This window comes from Enterovibrio norvegicus, from assembly GCF_002876705.1.
GTDB classification, from domain to species: domain Bacteria; phylum Pseudomonadota; class Gammaproteobacteria; order Enterobacterales; family Vibrionaceae; genus Enterovibrio; species Enterovibrio norvegicus_B.
In genome coordinates this window covers 60200-82110 of the sequence record NZ_MDAG01000010.1, presented here as the reverse complement: position 1 = coordinate 82110, position 21911 = coordinate 60200, and the positions used below count along the sequence as shown (strand labels likewise).

23 protein-coding genes are annotated in these 21911 nt (G+C 48.1%); 12 read left to right on the top strand and 11 right to left on the bottom strand.

What is annotated here, in order from left to right:
• Nucleotides 1-50 precede the first annotated feature (50 nt).
• Nucleotides 51-1028 carry a thiamine-phosphate kinase gene (gene thiL, locus BCT27_RS06300; RefSeq protein WP_102395340.1) on the top strand — a complete coding sequence of 326 codons (978 nt, stop codon included), beginning with the start codon at nt 51-53 and terminating at the stop codon, nt 1026-1028.
• Nucleotides 1025-1513: a phosphatidylglycerophosphatase A gene (pgpA, locus tag BCT27_RS06295; RefSeq protein WP_102395339.1), complete on the top strand. Its 489-nt coding sequence runs from the start codon at nt 1025-1027 to the stop codon at nt 1511-1513. The genes thiL and pgpA overlap by 4 nt, the downstream gene beginning before the upstream one ends.
• A 125-nt stretch (nt 1514-1638) precedes the next feature.
• On the opposite strand, the gene dxs is transcribed toward pgpA, so the two are convergent.
• Genes dxs through xseB form a run of 3 tightly spaced genes read right to left on the bottom strand, consistent with a single transcriptional unit; the run spans nt 1639 to nt 4671 of the window.
• A complete protein-coding gene (gene dxs / locus BCT27_RS06290) occupies nt 1639-3504 on the bottom strand; it encodes a 1-deoxy-D-xylulose-5-phosphate synthase (protein WP_102395338.1) in 1866 nt (621 codons plus the stop codon).
• Between the two features lie 29 nt (nt 3505-3533).
• Nucleotides 3534-4433, bottom strand: coding sequence for a (2E,6E)-farnesyl diphosphate synthase (gene ispA / locus BCT27_RS06285; RefSeq protein ID WP_102395337.1), 900 nt, complete (start codon nt 4431-4433; stop codon nt 3534-3536).
• The gene (gene xseB / locus BCT27_RS06280; RefSeq protein WP_102318429.1) at nt 4426-4671 is read right to left on the bottom strand and encodes an exodeoxyribonuclease VII small subunit; all 246 of its coding nucleotides are present in this window, start codon (nt 4669-4671) and stop codon (nt 4426-4428) included. Before xseB ends, ispA begins: the two co-directional genes overlap by 8 nt.
• Before the next feature lie 215 nt (nt 4672-4886).
• Here xseB and pomA point away from each other — a divergent pair, with 215 nt between their 5' ends.
• The 3 genes from pomA (at nt 4887) to thiI (ending at nt 8178) form a co-directional block, all read left to right on the top strand.
• Nucleotides 4887-5648: a flagellar motor protein PomA gene (pomA, locus tag BCT27_RS06275; RefSeq protein WP_026024688.1), complete on the top strand. Its 762-nt coding sequence runs from the start codon at nt 4887-4889 to the stop codon at nt 5646-5648.
• 10 nt (nt 5649-5658) lie between these two features.
• The gene (locus BCT27_RS06270; protein ID WP_017011345.1) at nt 5659-6588 is read left to right on the top strand and encodes a flagellar motor protein MotB; all 930 of its coding nucleotides are present in this window, start codon (nt 5659-5661) and stop codon (nt 6586-6588) included.
• A 141-nt stretch (nt 6589-6729) separates the two neighbouring features.
• A complete protein-coding gene (gene thiI / locus BCT27_RS06265; RefSeq protein WP_102389696.1) occupies nt 6730-8178 on the top strand; it encodes a tRNA uracil 4-sulfurtransferase ThiI in 1449 nt (482 codons plus the stop codon).
• 124 nt (nt 8179-8302) lie between these two features.
• On the opposite strand, the gene BCT27_RS06260 is transcribed toward thiI, so the two are convergent.
• The 8 genes from BCT27_RS06260 to BCT27_RS06225 form a co-directional block, all read right to left on the bottom strand.
• The gene (locus BCT27_RS06260) at nt 8303-8902 is read right to left on the bottom strand and encodes a DJ-1 family glyoxalase III (RefSeq protein ID WP_017011343.1); all 600 of its coding nucleotides are present in this window, start codon (nt 8900-8902) and stop codon (nt 8303-8305) included.
• Nucleotides 8889-9779 (bottom strand): 2-dehydropantoate 2-reductase, encoded by an 891-nt coding sequence (locus BCT27_RS06255; RefSeq protein WP_102395336.1) that lies wholly within the window; start codon nt 9777-9779, stop codon nt 8889-8891. Before BCT27_RS06255 ends, BCT27_RS06260 begins: the two co-directional genes overlap by 14 nt.
• 159 nt (nt 9780-9938) lie before the next feature.
• Entirely contained in the window at nt 9939-10694 is a 756-nt protein-coding gene (locus tag BCT27_RS06250) for an outer membrane protein OmpK (RefSeq protein WP_102318426.1), read from the bottom strand.
• A gap of 262 nt (nt 10695-10956) precedes the next feature.
• Complete coding sequence (locus BCT27_RS06245; RefSeq protein WP_102389698.1) at nt 10957-12345, bottom strand: AmpG family muropeptide MFS transporter; 1389 nt, start codon at nt 12343-12345, stop codon at nt 10957-10959.
• Nucleotides 12346-12394: 49 nt separating this feature from the next.
• Entirely contained in the window at nt 12395-12760 is a 366-nt protein-coding gene (locus BCT27_RS06240; protein ID WP_102318425.1) for a hypothetical protein, read from the bottom strand.
• Nucleotides 12761-12774: 14 nt separating this feature from the next.
• Nucleotides 12775-13344, bottom strand: a complete 570-nt coding sequence (locus tag BCT27_RS06235) for a peptidylprolyl isomerase (RefSeq protein WP_102318424.1) — start codon at nt 13342-13344, stop codon at nt 12775-12777.
• Nucleotides 13344-13916 (bottom strand): YajG family lipoprotein, encoded by a 573-nt coding sequence (locus BCT27_RS06230; protein WP_102318423.1) that lies wholly within the window; start codon nt 13914-13916, stop codon nt 13344-13346. Before BCT27_RS06230 ends, BCT27_RS06235 begins: the two co-directional genes overlap by 1 nt.
• A 28-nt stretch (nt 13917-13944) precedes the next feature.
• Complete coding sequence (locus tag BCT27_RS06225; RefSeq protein ID WP_102395335.1) at nt 13945-15072, bottom strand: methyltransferase; 1128 nt, start codon at nt 15070-15072, stop codon at nt 13945-13947.
• A gap of 146 nt (nt 15073-15218) precedes the next feature.
• Here BCT27_RS06225 and bolA point away from each other — a divergent pair, with 146 nt between their 5' ends.
• The 7 genes from bolA to nqrF all read left to right on the top strand — a co-directional run bounded on the left by bolA (nt 15219) and on the right by nqrF (nt 21884).
• Complete coding sequence (bolA, locus tag BCT27_RS06220) at nt 15219-15539, top strand: transcriptional regulator BolA (RefSeq protein ID WP_102318421.1); 321 nt, start codon at nt 15219-15221, stop codon at nt 15537-15539.
• Nucleotides 15540-16042: 503 nt separating this feature from the next.
• Nucleotides 16043-17383, top strand: coding sequence for a Na(+)-translocating NADH-quinone reductase subunit A (locus tag BCT27_RS06215; RefSeq protein ID WP_102318420.1), 1341 nt, complete (start codon nt 16043-16045; stop codon nt 17381-17383).
• A gap of 3 nt (nt 17384-17386) precedes the next feature.
• Complete coding sequence (locus BCT27_RS06210; protein WP_102318419.1) at nt 17387-18631, top strand: NADH:ubiquinone reductase (Na(+)-transporting) subunit B; 1245 nt, start codon at nt 17387-17389, stop codon at nt 18629-18631.
• Nucleotides 18618-19400: a Na(+)-translocating NADH-quinone reductase subunit C gene (locus BCT27_RS06205; protein WP_102318418.1), complete on the top strand. Its 783-nt coding sequence runs from the start codon at nt 18618-18620 to the stop codon at nt 19398-19400. Before BCT27_RS06210 ends, BCT27_RS06205 begins: the two co-directional genes overlap by 14 nt.
• Nucleotides 19393-20025 (top strand): NADH:ubiquinone reductase (Na(+)-transporting) subunit D, encoded by a 633-nt coding sequence (locus tag BCT27_RS06200; RefSeq protein ID WP_102318417.1) that lies wholly within the window; start codon nt 19393-19395, stop codon nt 20023-20025. The genes BCT27_RS06205 and BCT27_RS06200 overlap by 8 nt, the downstream gene beginning before the upstream one ends.
• 7 nt (nt 20026-20032) lie before the next feature.
• Nucleotides 20033-20629: an NADH:ubiquinone reductase (Na(+)-transporting) subunit E gene (nqrE, locus tag BCT27_RS06195; RefSeq protein ID WP_017011330.1), complete on the top strand. Its 597-nt coding sequence runs from the start codon at nt 20033-20035 to the stop codon at nt 20627-20629.
• Nucleotides 20630-20660: 31 nt separating this feature from the next.
• Entirely contained in the window at nt 20661-21884 is a 1224-nt protein-coding gene (gene nqrF / locus BCT27_RS06190; protein WP_102318416.1) for an NADH:ubiquinone reductase (Na(+)-transporting) subunit F, read from the top strand.
• Nucleotides 21885-21911: the final 27 nt, after the last annotated feature.

Here is a 21911-nt window from a genome sequence, read left to right as displayed (position 1 = left end):
AGCCTCGCTGGCCTTTTTCTTATCAGCCCTCTAACGTTTGGAAAGAAAGGATGTCAGGAAACGAATTTGATTTGATTCATCGATATTTCAAGGCTCAGCCCGTTGTTCGAAAAGACGTGGTACTGGGGATCGGTGATGATGCAGCCGTGATCTCTCTTCCTGAAAACAGCCAATTGGTGGTGACGACCGATTCGCTGGTCGCAGGCACCCATTTCTTGGCAGATGCCGATCCTGTCAACGTTGCGCATAAAGCGCTGGCGTCAAATTTAAGCGACCTCGCCGCCATGGGCGCCGTGCCTGCGTGGTGTTCGCTTGCACTCACCATGCCTTCACCGGATGAAACGTGGCTCGCAGGCTTCTGCGACGGTTTCTACAAGCTTGCTGAATATTACAATGTCCAGTTGATTGGTGGAGACACCACCAAAGGTCCATTGAGCATCACTATCACATTACAAGGTATTGTTCCTGCTGGAACGGCGATCCGTCGTGATGGCGCGAAAGCGGGCGATTGGCTGTATGTTACTGGTAACTTGGGTGACAGCGCCGCTGGCCTTGATGTCATTCTTTCTGGCAATGCACCAAGCACTGAGCTTGAAGAAACATTACTTAACCGTCACTACTACTCACAACCGCGAGTATTAGCAGGCCAAGCGCTACGGGCGGTGGCATCGTCTGCGCTCGATATTTCAGACGGCTTAGCTGCCGACCTTTCCCATATCCTAAAAGCCAGCGGTGTGTCTGCAGTGATCAATACAGAAGCGCTTCCTGTTTCTGATGAATTGCTCGAATACGCAGGCAGTGCGGAAAATGCCGCGAAGATGGCCCTGTCTAGCGGTGAAGAGTACGAACTATGTTTTACCGTGCCTGAGAGCCACCGTGGAGCGATAGACACGGCATTGGCTCACACCAACACCCCAGTGACCTGCATTGGTCAAGTTCGTCACGGAGAGGGCTTACAGTTGCGATGGCAGGGACAAGCTGTGGATTGGCAGTTAGCCGGTTGGGACCACTTTCGGAGTGATGTATGAGTAACCCTATTAGTAAAATTCGACTCTCAAACCCGATCCATTTACTCGCCACGGGCTTTGGATCCGGGTTGTCACCTTGGGTACCGGGCACCATGGGCACACTCGCAGCTGTGCCTTTCTATTTGTTGATGGCGTCGCTGTCTCCCACGTCACTGATTGTCGCTATTGTGTTGGGTTCAGCGGTGGGCATTTACCTGTGTGAGCGTACCTCGTCTGACATGGGTGTTCATGACCATGGCAGTATCGTTTGGGACGAATTTATCGGTTTTTGGATCACGATGTTACTGGTACCAGTGACCGATTGGCAGACGGTATTGGCAGGCTTTGTGATTTTCCGTTTCTTCGACATGGTAAAACCGTGGCCGATCAGTTGGCTTGATAAGCAGGTTCACGGTGGCGTTGGCATCATGCTTGATGACATTGTGGCGGGCTTAATGTCAATGGTCGCATTATGGGCGGGACACACATATATGGGTTGGTGGTAATCCAAACGAAGATGTGATGTTTTCACACCATGACGAGATCTGACATGACGAGAAAGACTGGAAATGAAAACGGCGCTGAATGCGCCGTTTTTTGATTGGGTTGAAGGTCATGTTACCTGTAACAACTAACTGGCAAGGTAGCGGCGAATTTGCGCCTCAATGCCTTTCCCATCAATTTCCAATTCTTGGTGAAGCTCTTGCTGCGTACCTTGATGAACAAATTTGTCTGGTAGACCAATCTGAAGCACAGGTTTAATTTGGCGTGACTTCATCAGGTATTCAATCACACCTGAACCCGCACCGCCTGCAATCGCATTTTCTTCAGCGGTGACAATCACATCATGGTTTGCCACAAGCTCGTCAATGAGCGCTTCATCCAACGGCTTCACAAAGCGCATGTCAGCAACGGTCGCGTTGAGGTTTTCAGCAGCTTCCAATGCGTATGACTGCATGGTACCGAAGCTTAGAATCGCTACTTTTTCGCCTTGGCGACGGACCACGCCTTTGCCGATTGGCAATGCGGTCATGACTTGCGCGACGTCTGCGCCAATGCCTGTACCGCGAGGGTAACGCACAGCCGAAGGGCCTCGATGTTTGTGGCCAGTGTAAAGCATTTGGCGACATTCGTTTTCATCGCTAGGTGCCATGATCACCATGTTCGGAATGCAACGCATAAAGCTCAGATCAAAGGCACCTTGGTGCGTTTGTCCGTCAGCGCCCACAAGACCACCACGGTCAATGGCGAACATCACAGGCAAATCCATGATGGCGACATCGTGGATCAATTGGTCGTAACCGCGCTGTAGGAAAGTCGAATAGATCGCGACAACGGGGTTATAGCCACCAATGGCCATGCCAGTACCCAGTGTGACTGCATGTTGTTCTGCGATAGCAACATCAAAATAGCGATCGGGATATTCTTTCGAAAAACGCACCATGCCAGACCCTTCGCGCATTGCTGGGGTGATGGCGAGAAGTTTTTCATCTTCTGCGGCCATGTCGCACAACCAATCGCCAAAGATTTTGGAAAAGGTTGGGCCTGATGCAGCCGCTTTTGGCAATTTATTCTCAGCAGGGTTGAATTTCGGCACGGCATGGTAGCCGATAGGATCTTTCTCTGCGGGCTCGTAGCCTTTGCCTTTTTTGGTCATCACATGCAGGAACTGCGGCCCTTTAAGGTTACGCATGTTCTTGATGGTTTTAACCAATTCTTCCACATCGTGTCCATCAACAGGGCCGATGTAGTTAAAGCCGAGTTCTTCAAACAGGGTGCCAGGCACAACCATGCCTTTAAGGTGTTCTTCTGCACGACGAACCAATTCTTTGATTGGTGGTGCGCCAGAAAGCACTTTCTTACCGCCTTCGCGGATAGACGTGTAGAAGTTCCCTGAAAGCAACTGCGCAAGGTGATTGTTCAACGCGCCGACGTTTTCAGAGATCGACATTTCGTTGTCGTTGAGTACAACCAACATGTCTGAATGGACACCACCTGCATGGTTCATGGCTTCAAAGGCCATACCAGCAGTGATTGCACCGTCGCCGATAACGCTGACCACTTTGCGTTCGCGACCTTCTTTTTCCGCCGCGATAGCGAGCCCTAAAGCCGCACTGATCGACGTAGAACTATGGCCAACAGAAAGCACATCGTATTCACTTTCTTCACGCCAAGGAAACGGGTGTAACCCCTCTTTTTGGCGAATCGTAGACATGCGCTCACGGCGACCTGTCAGAATTTTGTGAGGGTAAGCTTGATGGCCTACATCCCAAACCAGATGGTCAAAAGGTGTGTTGTACACATAATGCAGAGCAACGGTGAGCTCAACGGTGCCTAACCCAGACGCAAAGTGTCCACTCGAGTGGCTCACTGAGTTGAGCAGGTAGGTTCGGAGCTCGCCACACAGCGTCGGCAACACATCCCGCGGGAGTGTCCGCAATTCATCAGGTGTATTGGCCAGCGCAAGCGTTGGGTATTTTGCGATATCGAGAGTCATAAATTCGTTTTGGCGCGACTTAATTGTTTTTAGTTATTGCGCTCGATGATATATCGGGCGAATAGCTCTAATTGCTGTGTATTGTAGGGGATTGCGTCTAGCGCGTGTAGTGCTTCTTTATAAAGAAGTTCTGCTTTCTCTTTTGCCCCTTCAAGGCCGAGCAGTGCAGGGTACGTACTTTTGTCCGCTGCAACGTCAGAACCTTGTGGTTTTCCAAGTGTTTCAGTGTCGCTGATAATGTCGAGAATGTCGTCCTGTACTTGGAATGCCAGGCCGATCGCCTCAGAAAACTTATCGAGTTGTGGCAAGCATGCGACGCCTTTGTCGCCCGCTGCGTAAGCGCCTAGTCTCACCGCACATCGGATCAACGCACCTGTTTTGTTTCTGTGAATCATCTCAAGCGATTGCAAATCAACGTGCTTGCCTTCGGCAGCAAGATCGAGCGCTTGACCTAAACACATCCCTGCGGCACCGGACGCGGCAGCAAGCTCTTTTACCATATGAATACGATACGCATTGCCTTGGTCACAAAGATCACCCTCGGCCAGTATCGTAAAGGCGAGAGTTTGAAGTGCATCACCCGCCAATACGGCGCTCGCTTCATCAAATGCAATGTGACAGGTTGGTTGGCCACGACGTAAATCGTCATCATCCATGGCGGGTAAATCATCATGGATAAGGGAATAGGCGTGAATGCATTCAACGGCAGATGCTGGCGTATCCAATGCGTCGTCGTCGAGGCCAAAGAGTTGGCCTGTTACGTACGTTAAATAAGGGCGTACGCGCTTTCCACCCAACAAGGTGCCGTGCTTCATCGCTTGGATTAAAGGCTGGTCGTGATGACCAAGAGAGTCCATCCAGTGAGCGAGCTGGCGATTGTTGCGTTCCTGATAATGACGAAGGGTGGTTTGCAGAGCGGTGTTACTCATCGCGGGTATCTTCGAACTGTTCCAAAGGTGCATTATCATCTTGAGCGAGAAGGATTTCTACGCGTTGTTCGGCATCCGTTAAGGTTTTTTGACCTTGACGTGCCAGCGAGATACCACGTTCGAATTGCTTCAGCGCCGCATCTAGCGGTAATTCACCGTTTTCGAGACCATTCACGATTGTGTCTAACTCTTTGAGTGTCTCTTCAAAGGTCATATTTTCTGGTTTCTTGGCTGCCATGATGATTCTACATTGGGGAGAATGGCGGAGAAGTTAACTCAGCGTCTGATAAGGGTCAAATCCTTGAATGAAATTATGTGTATTAAAAGGGCTTTTCTACAATTTATAAAGAAGCACTAAAACTATCGTCTCTGCTGCCGTTAAATACAGTAGCTGTTAAGATAGTTAGATAATTCAAATATTATTCTGGCTACACATTTTAAGGGGATCGATCTGTGGATCTGGCGACACTTATAGGGATGTTAGGCGCGTTCGCCTTCATCATAATGGCGATGCTACTCGGTGGTACCTTGAGCATGTTTGCCGACGTCCCGTCTGCGCTGATTGTATTTGGCGGTAGTCTTTTCGTTGTAATGATGAAATACCCAATGGGACAGTTCTTTGGTGCCTTCAAAATTGCGGGTAAGGCCTTTATGTTTAAGGCAGATGACCCTGAAGATTTGATCGCAAAAGTGGTTGAGATGGCAGATGCCGCGCGTAAAGGTGGCTTTCTTGCATTGGAAGAGATGGAAGTGACCAACTCTTTTATGAAGAAAGGCGTTGATATGCTGGTGGATGGTCACGATGCGGAAGTGGTGAAAATGACACTTCAAAAAGACATCGCCATGACCGATGAACGCCATGATGGTGGGGCTCAATTCTACAGTGCACTCGCTGATGTTGCACCCGCGATGGGAATGATCGGCACACTGGTTGGTCTGGTAGCCATGCTTTCAAACATGGATGACCCAAAGGCCATCGGTCCCGCGATGGCGGTAGCACTTTTGACAACACTCTACGGTGCGATGCTCGCGAACATGGTCGCCATTCCGATCGCAGATAAACTCCGTTTGCGTAAAGATCAGGAAAAGCAGAATCGACGCCTGATCATGGATGGACTTCTGGCCATTCAGGATGGACAAAACCCACGCGTCATTGATGGCTATCTGAAAAACTACCTCAACGAGAAGAAACGCGCCGTTGACGTAGACGCATAAGGAGCCTGATATGGAAGAAGAATGCAAATGTCCCCCCCCAGGCCTACCGGCTTGGATGGGTACGTTCGCGGACTTGATGTCCCTACTGATGTGTTTCTTCGTACTTCTACTTTCGTTTTCGGAAATGGACGTATTGAAGTTTAAACAGATCGCTGGCTCCATGAAGTTTGCGTTTGGTGTGCAAAACTTACTTGAAGTAAAAGACATCCCGAAAGGGACCAGTGTGATTGCGCAGGAGTTTCGCCCAGGTCGCCCTGAGCCAACACCCATCGAAGTGATCATGCAGCAAACCATCGACATGACGCAGCGCTCCCTCGATTTCCAAGACGGAGAATCTGATCGTGCGGGTGGCTCACAACGGGACTCTGCGAAACTTGAAGGGGGGTCTACCGCCAGTGAAGCCTCAATGCAGGAACAAGAACAAGACGTTGAACAAATGTCGAGTACCGCTCAAATGGTGGTACAAGCCTTAGAGCGCGAAGTGGAAGAGGGGGCTATTGAAGTCGAAAACCTCGGGCAGCAGCTGGTTATTCGCATTCGAGAGAAAGGCGCGTTTCCTGCGGGGTCGGCGTTCTTGCAACCTAAGTTCCGTCCGTTGGTGCGTCAGATTGCTGAGTTGGTGAAAGACGTGCCGGGTGAAATAAAAGTGTCGGGACATACCGATGATTCGGCGCTGGATTCAGAACTGTATCGTTCAAACTGGGATCTGTCGGCGCAGCGTGCGGTGTCTGTTGCTCAAGAGATGGAAAAGGTTCAAGGGTTTGATCCGATGCGCATGCGTGTAGAAGGTTTGGCCGGTTCAATGCCGCGCGCCCCGAATGATTCGCCTGAGAATCGAGCGCTTAACCGTCGCGTCGAAATCTCTATTATGCAAGGCAAACCGCGAGAGTCTGAAGAGTTGTCAGCAGACGCACCGGTTGAGGCAATTCAGGAAAACTGATGGCGTCCTAAGCGAGAAGAATTGGCACCTATAAGGAAAGCAGCGCATCGTCGCTGCTTTTTGGTTCGTGTCGGGTTATTTCGAATACGTTATGCTTGATGTATAATCCGCGCCTTTAAAGAAGCTGTAGCGAAACCTGTTATGAAATTTATCGTAAAAATTCACCCTGAGGTGATGGTCAAAAGTGAATCTGTACGGAAACGCTTCACGAAAATTCTGGAAGGTAACATCCGAAATGTTCTTAAGCGGAAGTCAGTTGCTATGGCGGTATTTAACCGTCGCGACCATATCGAGGTTTCGTTAAAAGACGCTTCTCAACGCGAGCTTATGCTCGACGCTTTGACCAGTACCCCTGGTATTCACCACGTGTTGGAAGTCGAGCAAACTGAATTCACAGATCTGCACAACATTTACGAGATCGTTGCTGCAACGGTAAGCCACCAATTGGAAGGCAAGTCTTTCTGTGTACGTGCTAAGCGTCGCGGTAATCATCCGTTTACGTCTATCGAAGTAGAGCGTTACGTTGGTGGTGGCTTGAATCAAGACGTCGAATCTGCTCGTGTTCAATTGAAAAACCCAGACATCACTGTTCACCTTGAAGTGGACAAAGAAAACGTCAACGTGGTGCGCGAGCGTTTTAAAGGTCTAGGTGGTTTCCCTCTCGGTACACAAGAAGATGTACTGAGCTTGATCTCTGGTGGCTTTGACTCAGGGGTTTCAAGCTATTTGCACATTAAACGTGGTAGTAAGGTGCACTACTGTTTCTTCAATCTTGGTGGTGCTTCCCATGAGATTGGTGTTCAGCAAACTGCTTACTATTTGTGGGAGAAGTTCGGCTCTTCTGCGAAAGTGAAATTTGTGTCTATTGATTTTGAACCTGTTGTCGCTGAGATCTTAGAAAAGGTTGAAGATGGTCAAATGGGTGTGATCTTGAAGCGTATGTTCATGCGTGCGGCCTCGAAGATGGCAGAACGAAATGGCATTCAAGCACTGGTTACTGGCGAGGCGTTGGGCCAAGTCTCTAGCCAAACGTTGACCAACCTTCGTCATATCGATAACTCGACAGACACCTTGATTCTTCGTCCTCTGATTAACTGGGATAAAGAAGATATCATCAATTTAGCGCGTCAGATTGGTACCGAAGATTTCGCCAAAACGATGCCTGAATACTGTGGCGTGATTTCTCGTAAGCCAACCATTAAGGCTGAGAAAGAAAAGCTAGAGATTGAAGAAGCGAAGTTTAACTTTGAGATCCTCGAGCAAGTGGTGCGTGAAGCGCGTACGATCGATATCCGTGAGATCGAAAAGCAAAGTAAAGAAAAAGCTCCCGAAGTTGAGCAGGTTGGTGACATTGAATCAGGTGCAGTGGTGCTTGATATTCGCAGCCCTGAAGAAGAAGACGGCAACCCGTTAGAAATCGATGGCGCTGACGTAATGCACATTCCGTTCTTCAAACTCGCCACCAAGTTTGGCGATTTGGATCAGAGTAAAACGTACTTACTTTACTGTGATCGTGGTGTGATGAGCCGCTTGCAAGCGCTTTATTTGCAAGAGAATGGCTTCACAAACGTGAAAGTGTATCGCCCATAGTTGGTGCAATGCCATATTCAAAAAAAACCGACCATGCGTCGGTTTTTTTATTGCTTATAAAGGCGAAGATTCACATATGTTTTCTCGCTTCTCGCTTCTCGCTTCTCGCTTCTCGCTTCTCGCTCTAGGCGAACTTCTGCTCATAGTGAAGGTTTGGAATGATTACCATTGGGCCAACCACTTCTGCCGCTTTTTCTTTCCCCGCCAAGACATAAACAATCTCAACAGCAAACTCTAGTGCCGTGCCCGGCCCTTGGCTCGAAATCAGCTTGTGGTCGCGATCCGTGAAAACGCGTTTTGTATTGCGCTTGTCTTCGGCGATGTGCTCAACAAATGCAGGGTGACATGATTTGTATGCGTCGGGATAAAGGCCGTTTTTCTCCAATACCAACGCAGGTGCTGCACAGATGGCGGCGACCCATTTTTGATCGCATTGCTGCTGGCGAAGCATTTCAATGATCAGTGCGCTTTCACCCAAACAGGTTGCGCCTTCAACACCACCAGGAATGACAATACAGTCGTATTCGTCGTCCGCCACTTTGACGAGAGGTGCGTCAGCAATCAACCTTACGCCGCGCGAGCAGGTCAATTCGAGTTCGCCATTTGGTGCTGCGCTTGCCGTCGTTACGTTAAATCCGGCGCGTACCATGACATCAATGACGGTAACGGCTTCCATTTCTTCGGTGCCTGGTGCGAGGCACACTAAAACGCTAGGGGTGGTCATAGGATTGCTCCAAGTTCTTAATTGCGAGGTATAACGCCTGATTTTCAGGCGTGGCAATACTATGGCGACTGGCACAACGAATCAAATAGCCTGTAATGGCATCGATCTCTGATGCGCGTTTGAAAAACACGTCACGATTCATCGAGGAATAGTTTGTCGCTGTCGCATTCGCCACTGAGAGGGTGCGTTGTAGCACCGTGTCGCTGTCGGTATCTATGCCTTCCGCATGCATGACGAGGGCAATCTCGCTTGCAAGTTGGTGCAGCTGGTCTCGGTATTCGGGTTTGGTGAGTTCACCGTTTTGAATCTGAAAGATCCCCGTTAACGGGTTGATCATGCAATTGATAGCGAGCTTTTGCCACAATGCCTGTTCGATCTTGTTCTCCCAGGCGCAAGGGGGGAGGGCATGGTTCAGCACCTCTGCTAAGAAATTACAGCGCTTACCGCTTGGGTTAATACCGCCTAGCCGTGTTTCACCAATGCCTGTGTGCCTCACGGTGGCCTCTGATAACAACAAGCTTGCTTGAGAGGTGGTCGCCAGCAACAAAGGAATACCCCCCAGTTTTTCTAGGGCGCTTTGTGCAGTGCCCATGCCGTTGTGCATGAGAATGACGGGCGTGTCTTGGTGAAGGTGTGGCAATAGGCTGTTTAGTGCTGTATCGACTTGAAAGGCTTTGACACAGACAAGGATGCAATCGCTATCAGCAAGTAAGGCTGGGTTGTTTGCAGGAAAGTGTTGCTCTGCTTGCGATTCAAGACCGCGTGTTAAAGAGGTCTGTTCTGCCCGCGTCCAGAAATGAACGTGGTGGCCAGCTTCTTGAAGTTTTAATCCCCAAAGTGTGCCAACAGCACCTGCACCGACGAGCGTGAAATGCATGATGTATCCTTTCTATCTTCAACACTCAGAAGAATACCACTGATTATCCTTTCTTATCATTAATGTTGAAGTGACGAACAATGTTGGTTTTTTATTTAGAACGACAGGTGATAGAAAGCAAAAAAGCACCCGAAGGTGCTTTTTTCGATAATCTTGCGATTACAGGTGCATACCGATGCGGAAGATAGCCGCGTCGCCGTAACCGTCTACACCCAGTTTGTTGGAGAAGTAACGGTAGGTTACGCTGGTGTAAACACTCTCGGTAATGTCGTAAGACAGAACAACAGCGCCATTTACGCCCGAAGATTTAGTACCTACTTGTGCTTGGTACTCATCTGAACGTGCGAACTCTACTTCGTTCCAGTTAACCAGTTGCAGCGGTTGGCCTGCAATTTCGAAGCTGTAGCCTGCTGACCAGCCTAGCATACCGCCGTTCATGCCGCTTGCGCCTGATTGACCTTCACGAGAAGCATCGTGAACACCAACCCAAGGTTTGAACCAGTAGTTGTCGCCAGTAAGACCAACGTAGCCAAGACCAACAACGCGATTTTGTTCGCCGCCAAACTTGTTATCAACGAGGTCGTAAACTTGACCGTATGCGGTTACGTTGCCGGCAATTTTGTAATGGATAGAAAACTTAGCTGCTTGGCCACGCTCGTCGGAACCTTTGTTCAGTTTCTCGTACTCGTAGAAACCGTAGATCTCACCCCAAGTAAAGCCTGCGCCACCTTCAGCACCGATGGTGATGTGATCGTCACGCATGTCACTTACATCATTACCATCAAAGCCTTGAGTACCATTGGTCCAAGTCAGGTAGTCGGTGTATACGTTACCGAAACCGTATAGATATTCAGCTTGTGCTGGTACAGCTGCTGCTGACGCCAGAACGGCAAGTGCTACTACTGATTTACGCATCTTAAGTTCTCTTTTACATCGCTAAGATTGGAGTGGCAAAGACACCGAATGGTAGGACCTCCGCCGTTGCGAGCGCCATTCTATGTAAAAGTTCAAAAAAGGAAATGCAATGTAACCGCAATCGTTTGCTTAATGTGATGCAGATCTCTATGTAACGGATTACATATGAGAATTCGATATCAATATATGACGGGTGTTTTGGTTTTGAGTCGATTTGGTGTGGCAACCCGTGACGAATACCACGGGTTCAACAGGTTTGAGGTTATTTCTGTAACTCAGCGAGACGTTTGAAGTGGTGTCGAAGTCCGACAATCATCGCAAGGCTTGGTAAAACCATCAGCGTTGTAATGATGAAGAACAGCGACCAAGGGTTAAGCCAATCAACGCCATTCAACCATTCAAAGCTTTCAATCCAATCGACCATGGAGCCGCTGAAGGATGACAGCGTCGTGCGTCCAAGGTTGCCGAGGGAAGCCAAAAGCGCATATTGCGTGGCTGAAAATGCGCGCCCCGTTAGGAAAGTGAGGAAAGAAACAAACGCGATCGTGGCAAATGCACTGGTGAAGTTATCAACCAATATCGTAGCAAGGAAGAGATCTTTGTTTGGGCCTATCTGCGCCATGAGTGCAAACATTAAGTTGCTGGCAGCCATGGCGATACCGCCAATCAATAAGCCTCTTACAACACCGAATCGAACGTTGACGGCACTGCCAATTAATGTGAAAACGACGGTTGCGCCCCAGCCAATGAGCTTAGAGTAGTTGCCAATATCTTCGTTACTAAATCCGATCTCTTTGTAGAATACGATCGACATGCGTCCAAGGAAGGCTTCACCGATTTTAAAGAGAAAGACAAAGAGCAATAGCGTCAATGCGACTTGCACGCCATTACGTCGGAAAAATTCGGCAAACGGCTCAACAATGGTGACTGAGAACCAAACCATAATACTGCTTTCACCTTGATTAAGGCGCTTGGCATAGCGAGATTCAGCTTCTGCTTGAAGTTTTTCTCGATTGGTATTGGGTTCACCGACGAACAAGGTGAAAAGGATCAGCAACCCTACAAATGCTGCCATGCCGTAATACACGCCATTCCAGCCAATGCTATCGGCATTGATAAAAGCGAAATAACCAGGAAGGCTGTATCCCGTCCACCAACCGATAACCGCCATTGCAGCGGCCTGCGGCAGTTTGTTTTTTTCCTGCTCTTGGAAGCTATCTATCCTGAAGGCATCAATGGCAATGTCTTGCGTGGATGATGCAAGTGCGATTGTAAAAGCCAGCGTGGTGGTTAGCCAAAGGTTGAACGAGGGATCTGTGTTGGCAATGCTCAAGGTACAAACGAGCATAATGACCTGCATGAGCAAGATCCAACTGCGGCGTTGCCCTAAATATTTATGTAATACAGGGAGTTTTACGCGGTCAATCAGCGGTGCCCACATCCAGTTTATGGCGTATACGGCAAATACAGAGCCAAACAACCCGATGGCAGTACGCGTAAGACCCGCATCTTTGAGCCAACCTGACATGTTGGAGCCGATTAAAAGCCAAGGGAAGCCACTGGCGCAACCGAGAAGAAAAACCCAAAGTAGGCGTCTATCAAGGTAGCTGGTTAGTGTCTCTCGCCAAGTTTGCGCGGGATCGTGGGACATGAAAAGACGTCCTTGTGAGTAACAGAGAATATCACCATGCTACCGTGCTTCAAGGTCGAATGCCACGAGCAAAGTCGGGGACTTTTCCTTTATTGATCAGATAACAAGCGCATTCTTGAACACGCTGCTTAACGAAGCGATTGCCTCTAAGTTCATGCTCTTGTCGGGATTCGATGAGGTAAATGAGATACCAGTAAACCGATTCGTACTGGTCTTCTGGAGGGCCGCTAGGAACGGAGAGCTGCCACCAGTCTAAAAATTGGTGCTTTACCGACTCTTTTAACTCATCGTAATCGGACTGACGAATAATAAAGCGCACGACCTCAGCAGCAAACGCTGGCGCATATTGTCGAATATGCTCGCCAGCCGCTTGCTTGTCGTTGTTTTCCGGGTTGTCCGCAACGAGTTTTAGCATGTCCCCAAGGCCTATTACTTAGTGGTGATCGTGATTTTCTCGATAAGTATAGGTTGCTGTGGCACATCGCGCATGCGCGCATCTGGGATTGTTACAGTTTTCACGCTCGCAATTTTTTCAACCGTTGTAAAGCCTTGAATAACCTTGCCAAAAACGGTGTAGCCAAACTTGTAATCAGTCCCGTCTAGGTTGCTGTTATTTTGCAGATTGATATAAAACTGGCGCGTTGCTGAATCTGGATCTGAGGTACGTGCCATCGCAATAGTGCCGCGGCTGTTGCTCAAACCATTTTTGGATTCGTTCACTACTTCTTCGTAGCTTGGTCTGCGCTCAAGAGACTTGTCGAAACCGCCACCTTGCACAACGAATCCTTTGATAACACGGTGGAATTGTGTGCCGACATAGCTGCCGTCTTCAACGTATCGTAGAAAGTTTGCCACTGTTTTAGGGGCTTTTTCTGGATAGAGTTCAAGCGAGAAATTGCCGTCAGTCGTCGTAACATTCACTATCGGGTTTGCCGCCCACGCCGACAGCGAAGCGAGCATGAAGGCAACGGTTAACGCCGCTTTTAAAACGTTTTTCATTAGAAGTTCTCGTTCATAAAGGTTGCAAGTTGCTTGTCACGCGAAATGTCTTGAAGCACAGCTTCCAACAATGTGTTTAAAGCAATTTCCATGTCTTCCACCGAAGCACTGGTTGCGCCTTCCATGGTGGATTTACCTGTGTAGCGTTTCACGAATTTGTTATCGCTTGTCTCAGCCACAAGTTGGATTTGCACGTTGGTTTGCATGGTGTGTGAAAATACGGAGTGTTCAACTTTGACCAATGCATCCAGCACATCTAGGCGCACTTTGCCTTTGCTGTCAGTCGCAACGCGGTAGCCTTGCGAGTTGAATTGGCGAGTTAGCGCGTCTTCAAGAACAATGCGTACGTTAGAGGTTGCGTGGATCGGTTGAACATTTTTACGGCCGTTATCAACGACAGCAACAAATTGGGCAGTACGTAAGTCACGGCTTTCTACCATCACCGTTTTACCCTGAACGACAGGCACTGACGAAATCGTTGGTTGAGGTGCGACGGTAAGTTGCGGCTCTTTGGGCGTAGAGCACGCGCTCAAACCTAAAACGAGACCAGATATAAGTAGAATTTTTTTCATGTGTTAACACATCCCTTTAGCGTCTGACTTATTTAGAAGCTTCGACAATAACAAACTTACTGTTGGAGGCAATGATCTGCGCATTGCCAAAAAGACGTTTCAATTTAGCATGATAGCCGAGGTGACGGTTTCCTATCACGACAATACGTCCCTTCGGTTCTAGAACTCGCTTGGCGTCACAAAACATTTGCCAAGCAATATGATCAGTCACTGCATGTTGTTGGTGAAACGGAGGATTACAAAGTACCAGATCGGCACAGTTTTCTTCGAATTCATCAAGACAGTTGTTGGCACGACATTCGAACCGTGATGGATCAATACCATGGGCGGCTAAATTGTGTCTTGCTGAGGCGATCGCCATGTGACTTTCGTCCACAGCCGTCACTTTTGCTTGTGGGTTCAATTTCGCCGATTGGATCGCCAGAACGCCGTTTCCACAGCCTAAATCGATAATGTGTTTTATTTCTTCGCCACGTGGAAGATGCTCGAGCATTAAATAAGCAGCAATATCGAGGCTTTCAGATGAAAACACATTTGCGTGGTTTGATAGCGTAAGCTGGTATTCAGGCACATCAAACGAGGTCATTGCGTTTGGCAAGGCATCGAGTTGAATGTGCTTTTCACAAAAAATCAGACGCGCTTTCTTTTTCGCCAACGACGTGTGTGTTTCACCCAAGTGTTTTTCGAACAGTTTGAGTGTTGAGGTGTGCACATCTTTCGCTTTTGCGCCAAAAACCACAGAAGGTGATTTGCCGCTCAATTGCGCGATTTGTTGCAATTGCCACACCAAGAGTCGATTGTTTTTTGGCAGTTTTGCTACCACGATATCTACATCAAAAGAAAGCACATCAAGCGATGTCAGCAATGTTGCACCGTGGAGGTCATTTTCTTCTAGGTTCTTTTCAATGCTCTGTTGTGAGAGCAGGGAATCGTTTATAGCTGTAACATTAAATTGCTGCGCGAGAGCCCAGCAAGTTAGCGCACCGAACCCATCATTTAAGATCAATACACGCGATTGCGGGGGCAGGGCGAGACCTTTAACATGCTCAATTAAATATTCGTCCGCGGCATCCCATGCTTGCAGAGTTTCGTTCTTTTGGATTGGATAGCGACGTAGCGCTAAAGCGAGGCTTTCAATTTGCAAAGTGGTTTTCATTCAAAGATGCCAGCGAAGCGAGAAAAAGAGTGGGATTGATGGCGTATATTGTCGCAGATGATGCAAATACTGCAATCCTCTTCGCTTCTGCCTATCATTAGACGGGACGCGATGATGTTTCAAAAAGATAAGGGCTATAACGAATAATGGTTGTACAGCAAAAAATCGAACAAAAACTGGCCGCAGCATTTTCTCCTGTGTTCTTAGATGTGATCAATGAAAGTCACATGCACAATGTTCCCGCTGGGTCAGAGAGCCATTTCAAAGTAACGGTTGTTACGCAGGGCTTTGAAGGGAAACGATTACTGGCAAGACACCGTTCGGTTAACCAAGTGCTCGCGGACGAGTTGAAAAATGATATCCATGCTTTGGCAATTCATACATATACTGAAAGCGAGTGGCACGAATTAAACGGACAATCCCCGGTTTCTCCTCCATGCCATGGCGGGTCAAATTTAGACTTGTAAGATTGAACAATATTCAAGGCTGTTAGTATAAACGGCCTTTTTCTTGGCAAAAGTAAAAAATGCATAACGCGTAGTTAACAACTTGAATGAAAAATTCAGTGAAGTGAAATGTAAGTGAGCAAATGTTAAAGATTTACGTGTCGACGAAACACGATATGCATGCATGAACACATTTACAGTTTGTTACGCTTGTAACACTCTTTAAACAACGTCTTTGCATGCCAATTTGTGCACTTGCTCATACTTATCAATCAGAATTGGCGATAGTTTGCTCAGTTGCCGAAAATTCAAGGTGTATCACGGTGATTGCCGTGGAATAGCGACTTTGGTTGATGGTAGAATCCACCGCTTGAAAACTAGCCCGACACTGAAAAATGTTGCGGGTTAGTCATTTGGAAGTTGCGAAGGTTGAATAATTTCGTTGTTCAGCCAGACAGTGGAAAGTCGTGTATTAACTGCGCAATAACAGAATTCTTTTTCCCGTTAATGTAGTGCAAGTGCGTATGATTACAATAAAAAAGGGTTTGGATATCCCCATTTCAGGGACTCCTACTCAGGTGATTAATGATGGCCCAGCCATCAAAACAGTTGCCTTGCTTGGCGAAGAGTACGTTGGCATGCGTCCAACGATGCATGTTCGTGTTGGCGATGTAGTAAAGAAAGGTCAGATGCTTTTTGAAGACAAAAAGAATGCTGGCGTTAAATTTACTGCACCTGCTGCAGGTACTGTGGTTGAAGTTAACCGCGGTGCGAAACGTGTTCTTCAGTCGGTTGTCATCGAAGTCGAAGGCAATGAGCAAGTCACTTTCAATAAGTACGAAGCCTCTGAAATTGCAGGCCTAGACCGTCAAGTTGTTGTAGAACAACTTGTTGAATCTGGTGCTTGGACAGCGCTTCGAACCCGTCCATTCAGCAAAAGCCCGGCAGTAGATGCGAAGGCTGCGGCTGTATTCGTTACAGCAATTGATACCAACCCTCTGGCTGCAAATCCAGAGCAAATTATCAATGAGCAGCAAGAAGCATTCGTTGCTGGTTTGGATGTTCTTTCACGTCTAACTGACAATAAAGTGTTCGTATGTAAAGGTGAATCAAGCCTTCCGCGTAGCTCACAATCTAATGTCGAAGAACACGTGTTCAACGGTCCTCACCCAGCAGGTTTGGTTGGTACTCACATCCATTTCCTTCGCCCTGCAGGCTTGGAAGCGCAAGTTTGGCACCTGAACTACCAAGACGTTATTGCGTTCGGTAAACTTTTCCTAACCGGTGAAATTTACACTGATCGCGTAATCTCTTTGGCAGGCCCTGTGGTAAACAACCCTCGCCTAATTCGCACACAAGTCGGTGCGTCAATCAATGATCTTACTGACAATGAATTGATGCCTGGAGAAATCCGTCTTATTTCTGGTTCCGTACTAAGCGGTACAGATGCTGGCGGTGCTCATGGTTTCCTTGGTCGCTTCCACCTGCAGGTGAGTGCGCTTCGAGAAGGCCGTGAGAAAGAACTGTTTGGCTGGATTGTTCCAGGCAAAAACAAGTTCTCTGTAACCCGTGCGTTCCTGAGCCAGTTCTTCAAAGGCCAGCTGTTCAACATGACAACCACTACCAATGGTAGTGAGCGTTCAATGGTGCCAATTGGTAACTACGAACGTGTTATGCCTCTGGACATTGAGCCAACCATGTTACTTCGAGACATCTGTGCAGGTGATTTGGACAGCATGGTTCAGTTAGGTGCATTGGAACTTGATTCAGAAGATTTAGCTCTGTGTACCTTTGTTTGCCCTGGCAAATACGATTTTGGCCCGATGCTTCGCGAGTGCCTTGATCAAATTGAGAAGGAAGGGTAACTGATGAGCCTAAAAAAATATCTGGAAGACATCGAACCGCATTTTGAACCTGGTGGTAAGCATGAAAAATGGTTTGCGCTGTATGAAGCAGTAGCAACCTTGCTTTACACCCCAGGTACAGTGACACATCGCGGTGCGCATGTTCGTGACAGTATCGACCTAAAACGCATCATGATCATGGTGTGGATTGCTGTGTTCCCTGCCATGTTCTTCGGCATGTACAACACAGGTAACCAAACCGTCATGGCACTGAATGCCATGTACAGTGGCGACCAACTTACCTCAATCATTGATGGTAACTGGCACTACTGGCTAACACAGATGTTTGGTGGCACCCTCCAAGCCGATGCCGGCTGGGCAAGCAAGATGATTCTTGGTGCGACCTACTTCCTACCAATCTACGCGACAGTGTTCCTTGTCGGTGGTTTCTGGGAAGTCCTTTTCTGTATGGTCCGCAAGCATGAAGTTAACGAAGGTTTCTTCGTTACCTCTATTCTGTTTGCTTTGATTGTTCCGCCAACGCTTCCGCTATGGCAAGCAGCGCTAGGTATTACCTTCGGTGTTGTTGTTGCGAAAGAAATCTTCGGTGGTACCGGACGTAACTTCTTGAACCCAGCACTTGCTGGTCGTGCATTCCTGTTCTTTGCATACCCTGCACAGATTTCAGGTGACTTGGTTTGGACTGCTGCTGATGGCTTCTCTGGTGCAACTGCACTGAGCCAATGGGCTGCAGGCGGTCAAGGCGCGCTGGTTCATAACGTCACGGGTAACTCGATTTCTTGGATGGACGCGTTCATCGGTAACATTCCAGGTTCAATCGGTGAAGTATCAACACTGGCTATCATCATTGGTGGTGCAATGATCGTTGCGATGCGTATTGCATCATGGCGCATCATCGTAGGTACCATGATTGGTCTTGTTGCTACTGCGACCTTGTTCAACATCGTTGGCTCAAGCACTAACCCAATGTTCAGCATGCCTTGGCACTGGCATTTGGTTCTAGGTGGTTTTGCGTTCGGTATGATGTTCATGGCGACCGATCCAGTTTCAGCCTCATTCACCAATAAAGCAAAATGGTGGTATGGCATTCTGATTGGTGCGATGGCAGTTATGATTCGTGTTGTTAACCCAGCATACCCAGAAGGTATGATGCTGGCGATTCTGTTCGCGAACCTGTTTGCCCCGCTGTTCGACAACCTGGTCATTCAGGGCAACATCAAACGGAGGCTGGCTCGTGTCAAGCAATAACGATAGCATTAAAAAAACGCTGACCGTAGTTATCGCGCTGAGCCTTGTGTGTTCAGTCGTGGTATCTTTCGCGGCGGTTTCTCTGCGTCCTTTGCAAGAGAAAAATGCCGTTCTAGACGTACAGCGCAACATCCTTTCTGTTGCCGGCATCGATGCTGACGGTGACATTCAAGCAGCCTTTGGCAAATTCATTCAACCGCAGTTGGTTGATTTGGCAACAGGCGAGATGGTGGGTACTGAAGCAGAAGCTGCGAAGTACAATCAACGTCTTGCTGCCAATGACCCAGCTGAGTCGGTTCTGCTTCCAGCAGACCAAGACTTCGGTGGTATTGGCCGTCGCGCCAACCTAGCGAAAATTTACTTGGTGAAAGACGCAGAAGGCAAAACGAGCGAAATCATTCTTCCAATGCACGGTAACGGTCTTTGGTCGATGATGTATGCGTTCGTTGCAGTTGAAACCGATGGCAACACCGTTGGCGGCATCTCTTACTACCAACAAGGTGAAACTCCAGGACTGGGTGGCGAAGTCGAAAACCCACGCTGGCGTTCACAGTTCGAAGGTAAGAAGCTGTTTGACGAGCAGGGTAAACCAGCGATTCGTATCGTAAAAGGCGGCGCTCAACCTGGAGATATCCATGGTGTTGACGGTCTGTCTGGGGCTACTCTGACTGGTAACGGTGTTCAGTACACCTTTGACTTCTGGTTGGGAGACAATGGTTTCGGACCATTCCTGACTAAAGTTCGTGAAGGAGGCCTGAACAATGGCTAACACTAAAGAACTTAAACAGAATCTGTGGGGCCCACTACTAGACAACAACCCTATTGCACTTCAAGTGCTAGGTGTGTGTTCTGCGCTAGCGGTTACCACTAAGCTAGAAACAGCATTTGTTATGACGCTAGCGGTAGTATTCGTTACCGCTTTCTCTAACTTGTTCGTTTCGGCGATTCGCAATCATATCCCTAACTCAGTGCGTATTATCGTGCAGATGGCGATCATCGCCTCGCTGGTAATCGTTGTTGACCAGATCCTTAAAGCATACGTTTACGACATCTCTAAGCAGTTGTCAGTATTCGTTGGTCTGATCATCACTAACTGTATCGTAATGGGTCGTGCTGAAGCATACGCAATGAAATCAGCGCCACTTCCATCTTTCATTGATGGTATCGGTAACGGTTTGGGTTACGGTTTCGTTCTGATCTCTGTCGGCTTCTTCCGTGAGCTTTTGGGCTCAGGCAAGCTGTTTGGTATGTCTGTATTGCCTCTGACTTCAGAAGGCGGTTGGTACCAGCCAAACGGTATGATGCTTCTGGCACCATCAGCATTCTTCCTGATCGGCTTCCTGATCTGGATTGTACGTACGTTCAAACCTGAACAAATAGAAGCGAAGGAGTAAGGACGTAATGGAACATTACATCAGCCTGCTGGTCCGTTCGATCTTCATCGAAAACCTGGCACTTTCTTTCTTCCTGGGTATGTGTACTTTCTTGGCTGTATCTAAGAAAGTTAAAACATCGTTCGGTCTTGGTGTTGCGGTAATCGTAGTACTGTCTGTGGCCGTTCCGGTTAACAACCTGATTTACAACTTTGTACTAAGAAACGGTGCGATTGTTGAAGGCGTGGATCTTAGCTTCCTGAACTTCATCACTTTCATCGGCGTTATCGCGGCTTTGGTACAGATCCTAGAAATGGTTCTGGACCGCTTTTTCCCGCCGCTATACAACGCACTGGGTATCTTCCTTCCATTGATCACAGTTAACTGTGCAATCTTTGGTGGTGTATCTTTCATGGTTCAACGTGACTACAACTTCGTAGAGTCTGTGGTTTACGGTTTCGGCTCTGGTGTGGGCTGGATGCTAGCGATTGTTGCGCTGGCAGGTATTCGTGAAAAGATGAAGTACTCAGATGTACCTCCTGCACTTCGTGGTCTAGGTATTACCTTTATCACTGTAGGTTTGATGGCGCTGGGCTTTATGTCTTTCTCCGGTGTTCAACTGTAAGTCGGGTAAACCGCGAAATAAGGAATAGTCAATGGACATTATTCTTGGTGTAGTGATGTTTACTCTAATTGTACTGGCTCTGGTACTGGTGATTCTATTCGCCAAATCCAAGCTAGTACCATCAGGTGACATCACCATATCTGTAAACGGCGATGACTCTTTAGCTATCGTTACACAGCCTGGCGGCAAGCTGCTAAGTGCGCTTGCAGGTGCAGGCGTATTCGTCTCTTCTGCATGTGGTGGCGGTGGTTCTTGTGGCCAGTGTCGCGTGAAAATCAAATCGGGCGGCGGTGATATTCTGCCAACTGAACTTGATCACATCAGCAAAGGTGAAGCGCGTGAAGGCGAACGTCTAGCATGTCAGGTTGCAATGAAAACCGACATGGACATCGAGCTTCCAGAAGAAATCTTCGGTGTTAAGAAGTGGGAATGTGCTGTTATCTCTAACGATAACAAAGCAACCTTCATCAAAGAGCTTAAGCTTCAAATCCCTGATGGCGAATCTGTACCTTTCCGTGCAGGTGGTTACATCCAGATTGAAGCACCAGCGCACCACATCAAGTACGCTGACTTTGATGTACCAGAAGAGTACCGTGAAGATTGGGACAAGTTTAACCTATTCCGTTATGAGTCTAAGGTTAACGAAGAAACTATCCGCGCATACTCAATGGCGAACTACCCAGAAGAGTTTGGCATTATCATGCTGAACGTGCGTATTGCGACGCCACCACCTAACAACCCAGAAGTTGCTCCAGGCATCATGTCTTCGTTCATCTGGTCGTTGAAAGAAGGTGATAAGTGTACGATCTCTGGTCCATTCGGTGAGTTCTTCGCGAAAGACACTGAAGCTGAAATGGTATTCGTTGGTGGTGGTGCTGGTATGGCACCAATGCGTTCGCATATCTTCGATCAGCTTAAGCGTTTGAAGTCTAGCCGTAAGATGTCTTTCTGGTACGGTGCACGTTCTAAGCGTGAGATGTTCTATGTAGAAGATTTTGATGGTCTTCAAGCAGAGAACCCTAACTTCCAGTGGCATTGTGCGCTGTCAGATCCGCTTCCAGAAGATAACTGGGAAGGTCTAACAGGCTTCATCCACAACGTGTTGTTCGAGAACTACTTGAAAGATCACGATGCGCCTGAAGATTGTGAGTTCTACATGTGTGGTCCTCCAATGATGAACGCAGCTGTGATCGGCATGCTGAAAGATCTGGGTGTTGAAGATGAAAACATCCTACTTGATGACTTCGGTGGCTAAGTTACACCACGTCTGAAAGAACAATGG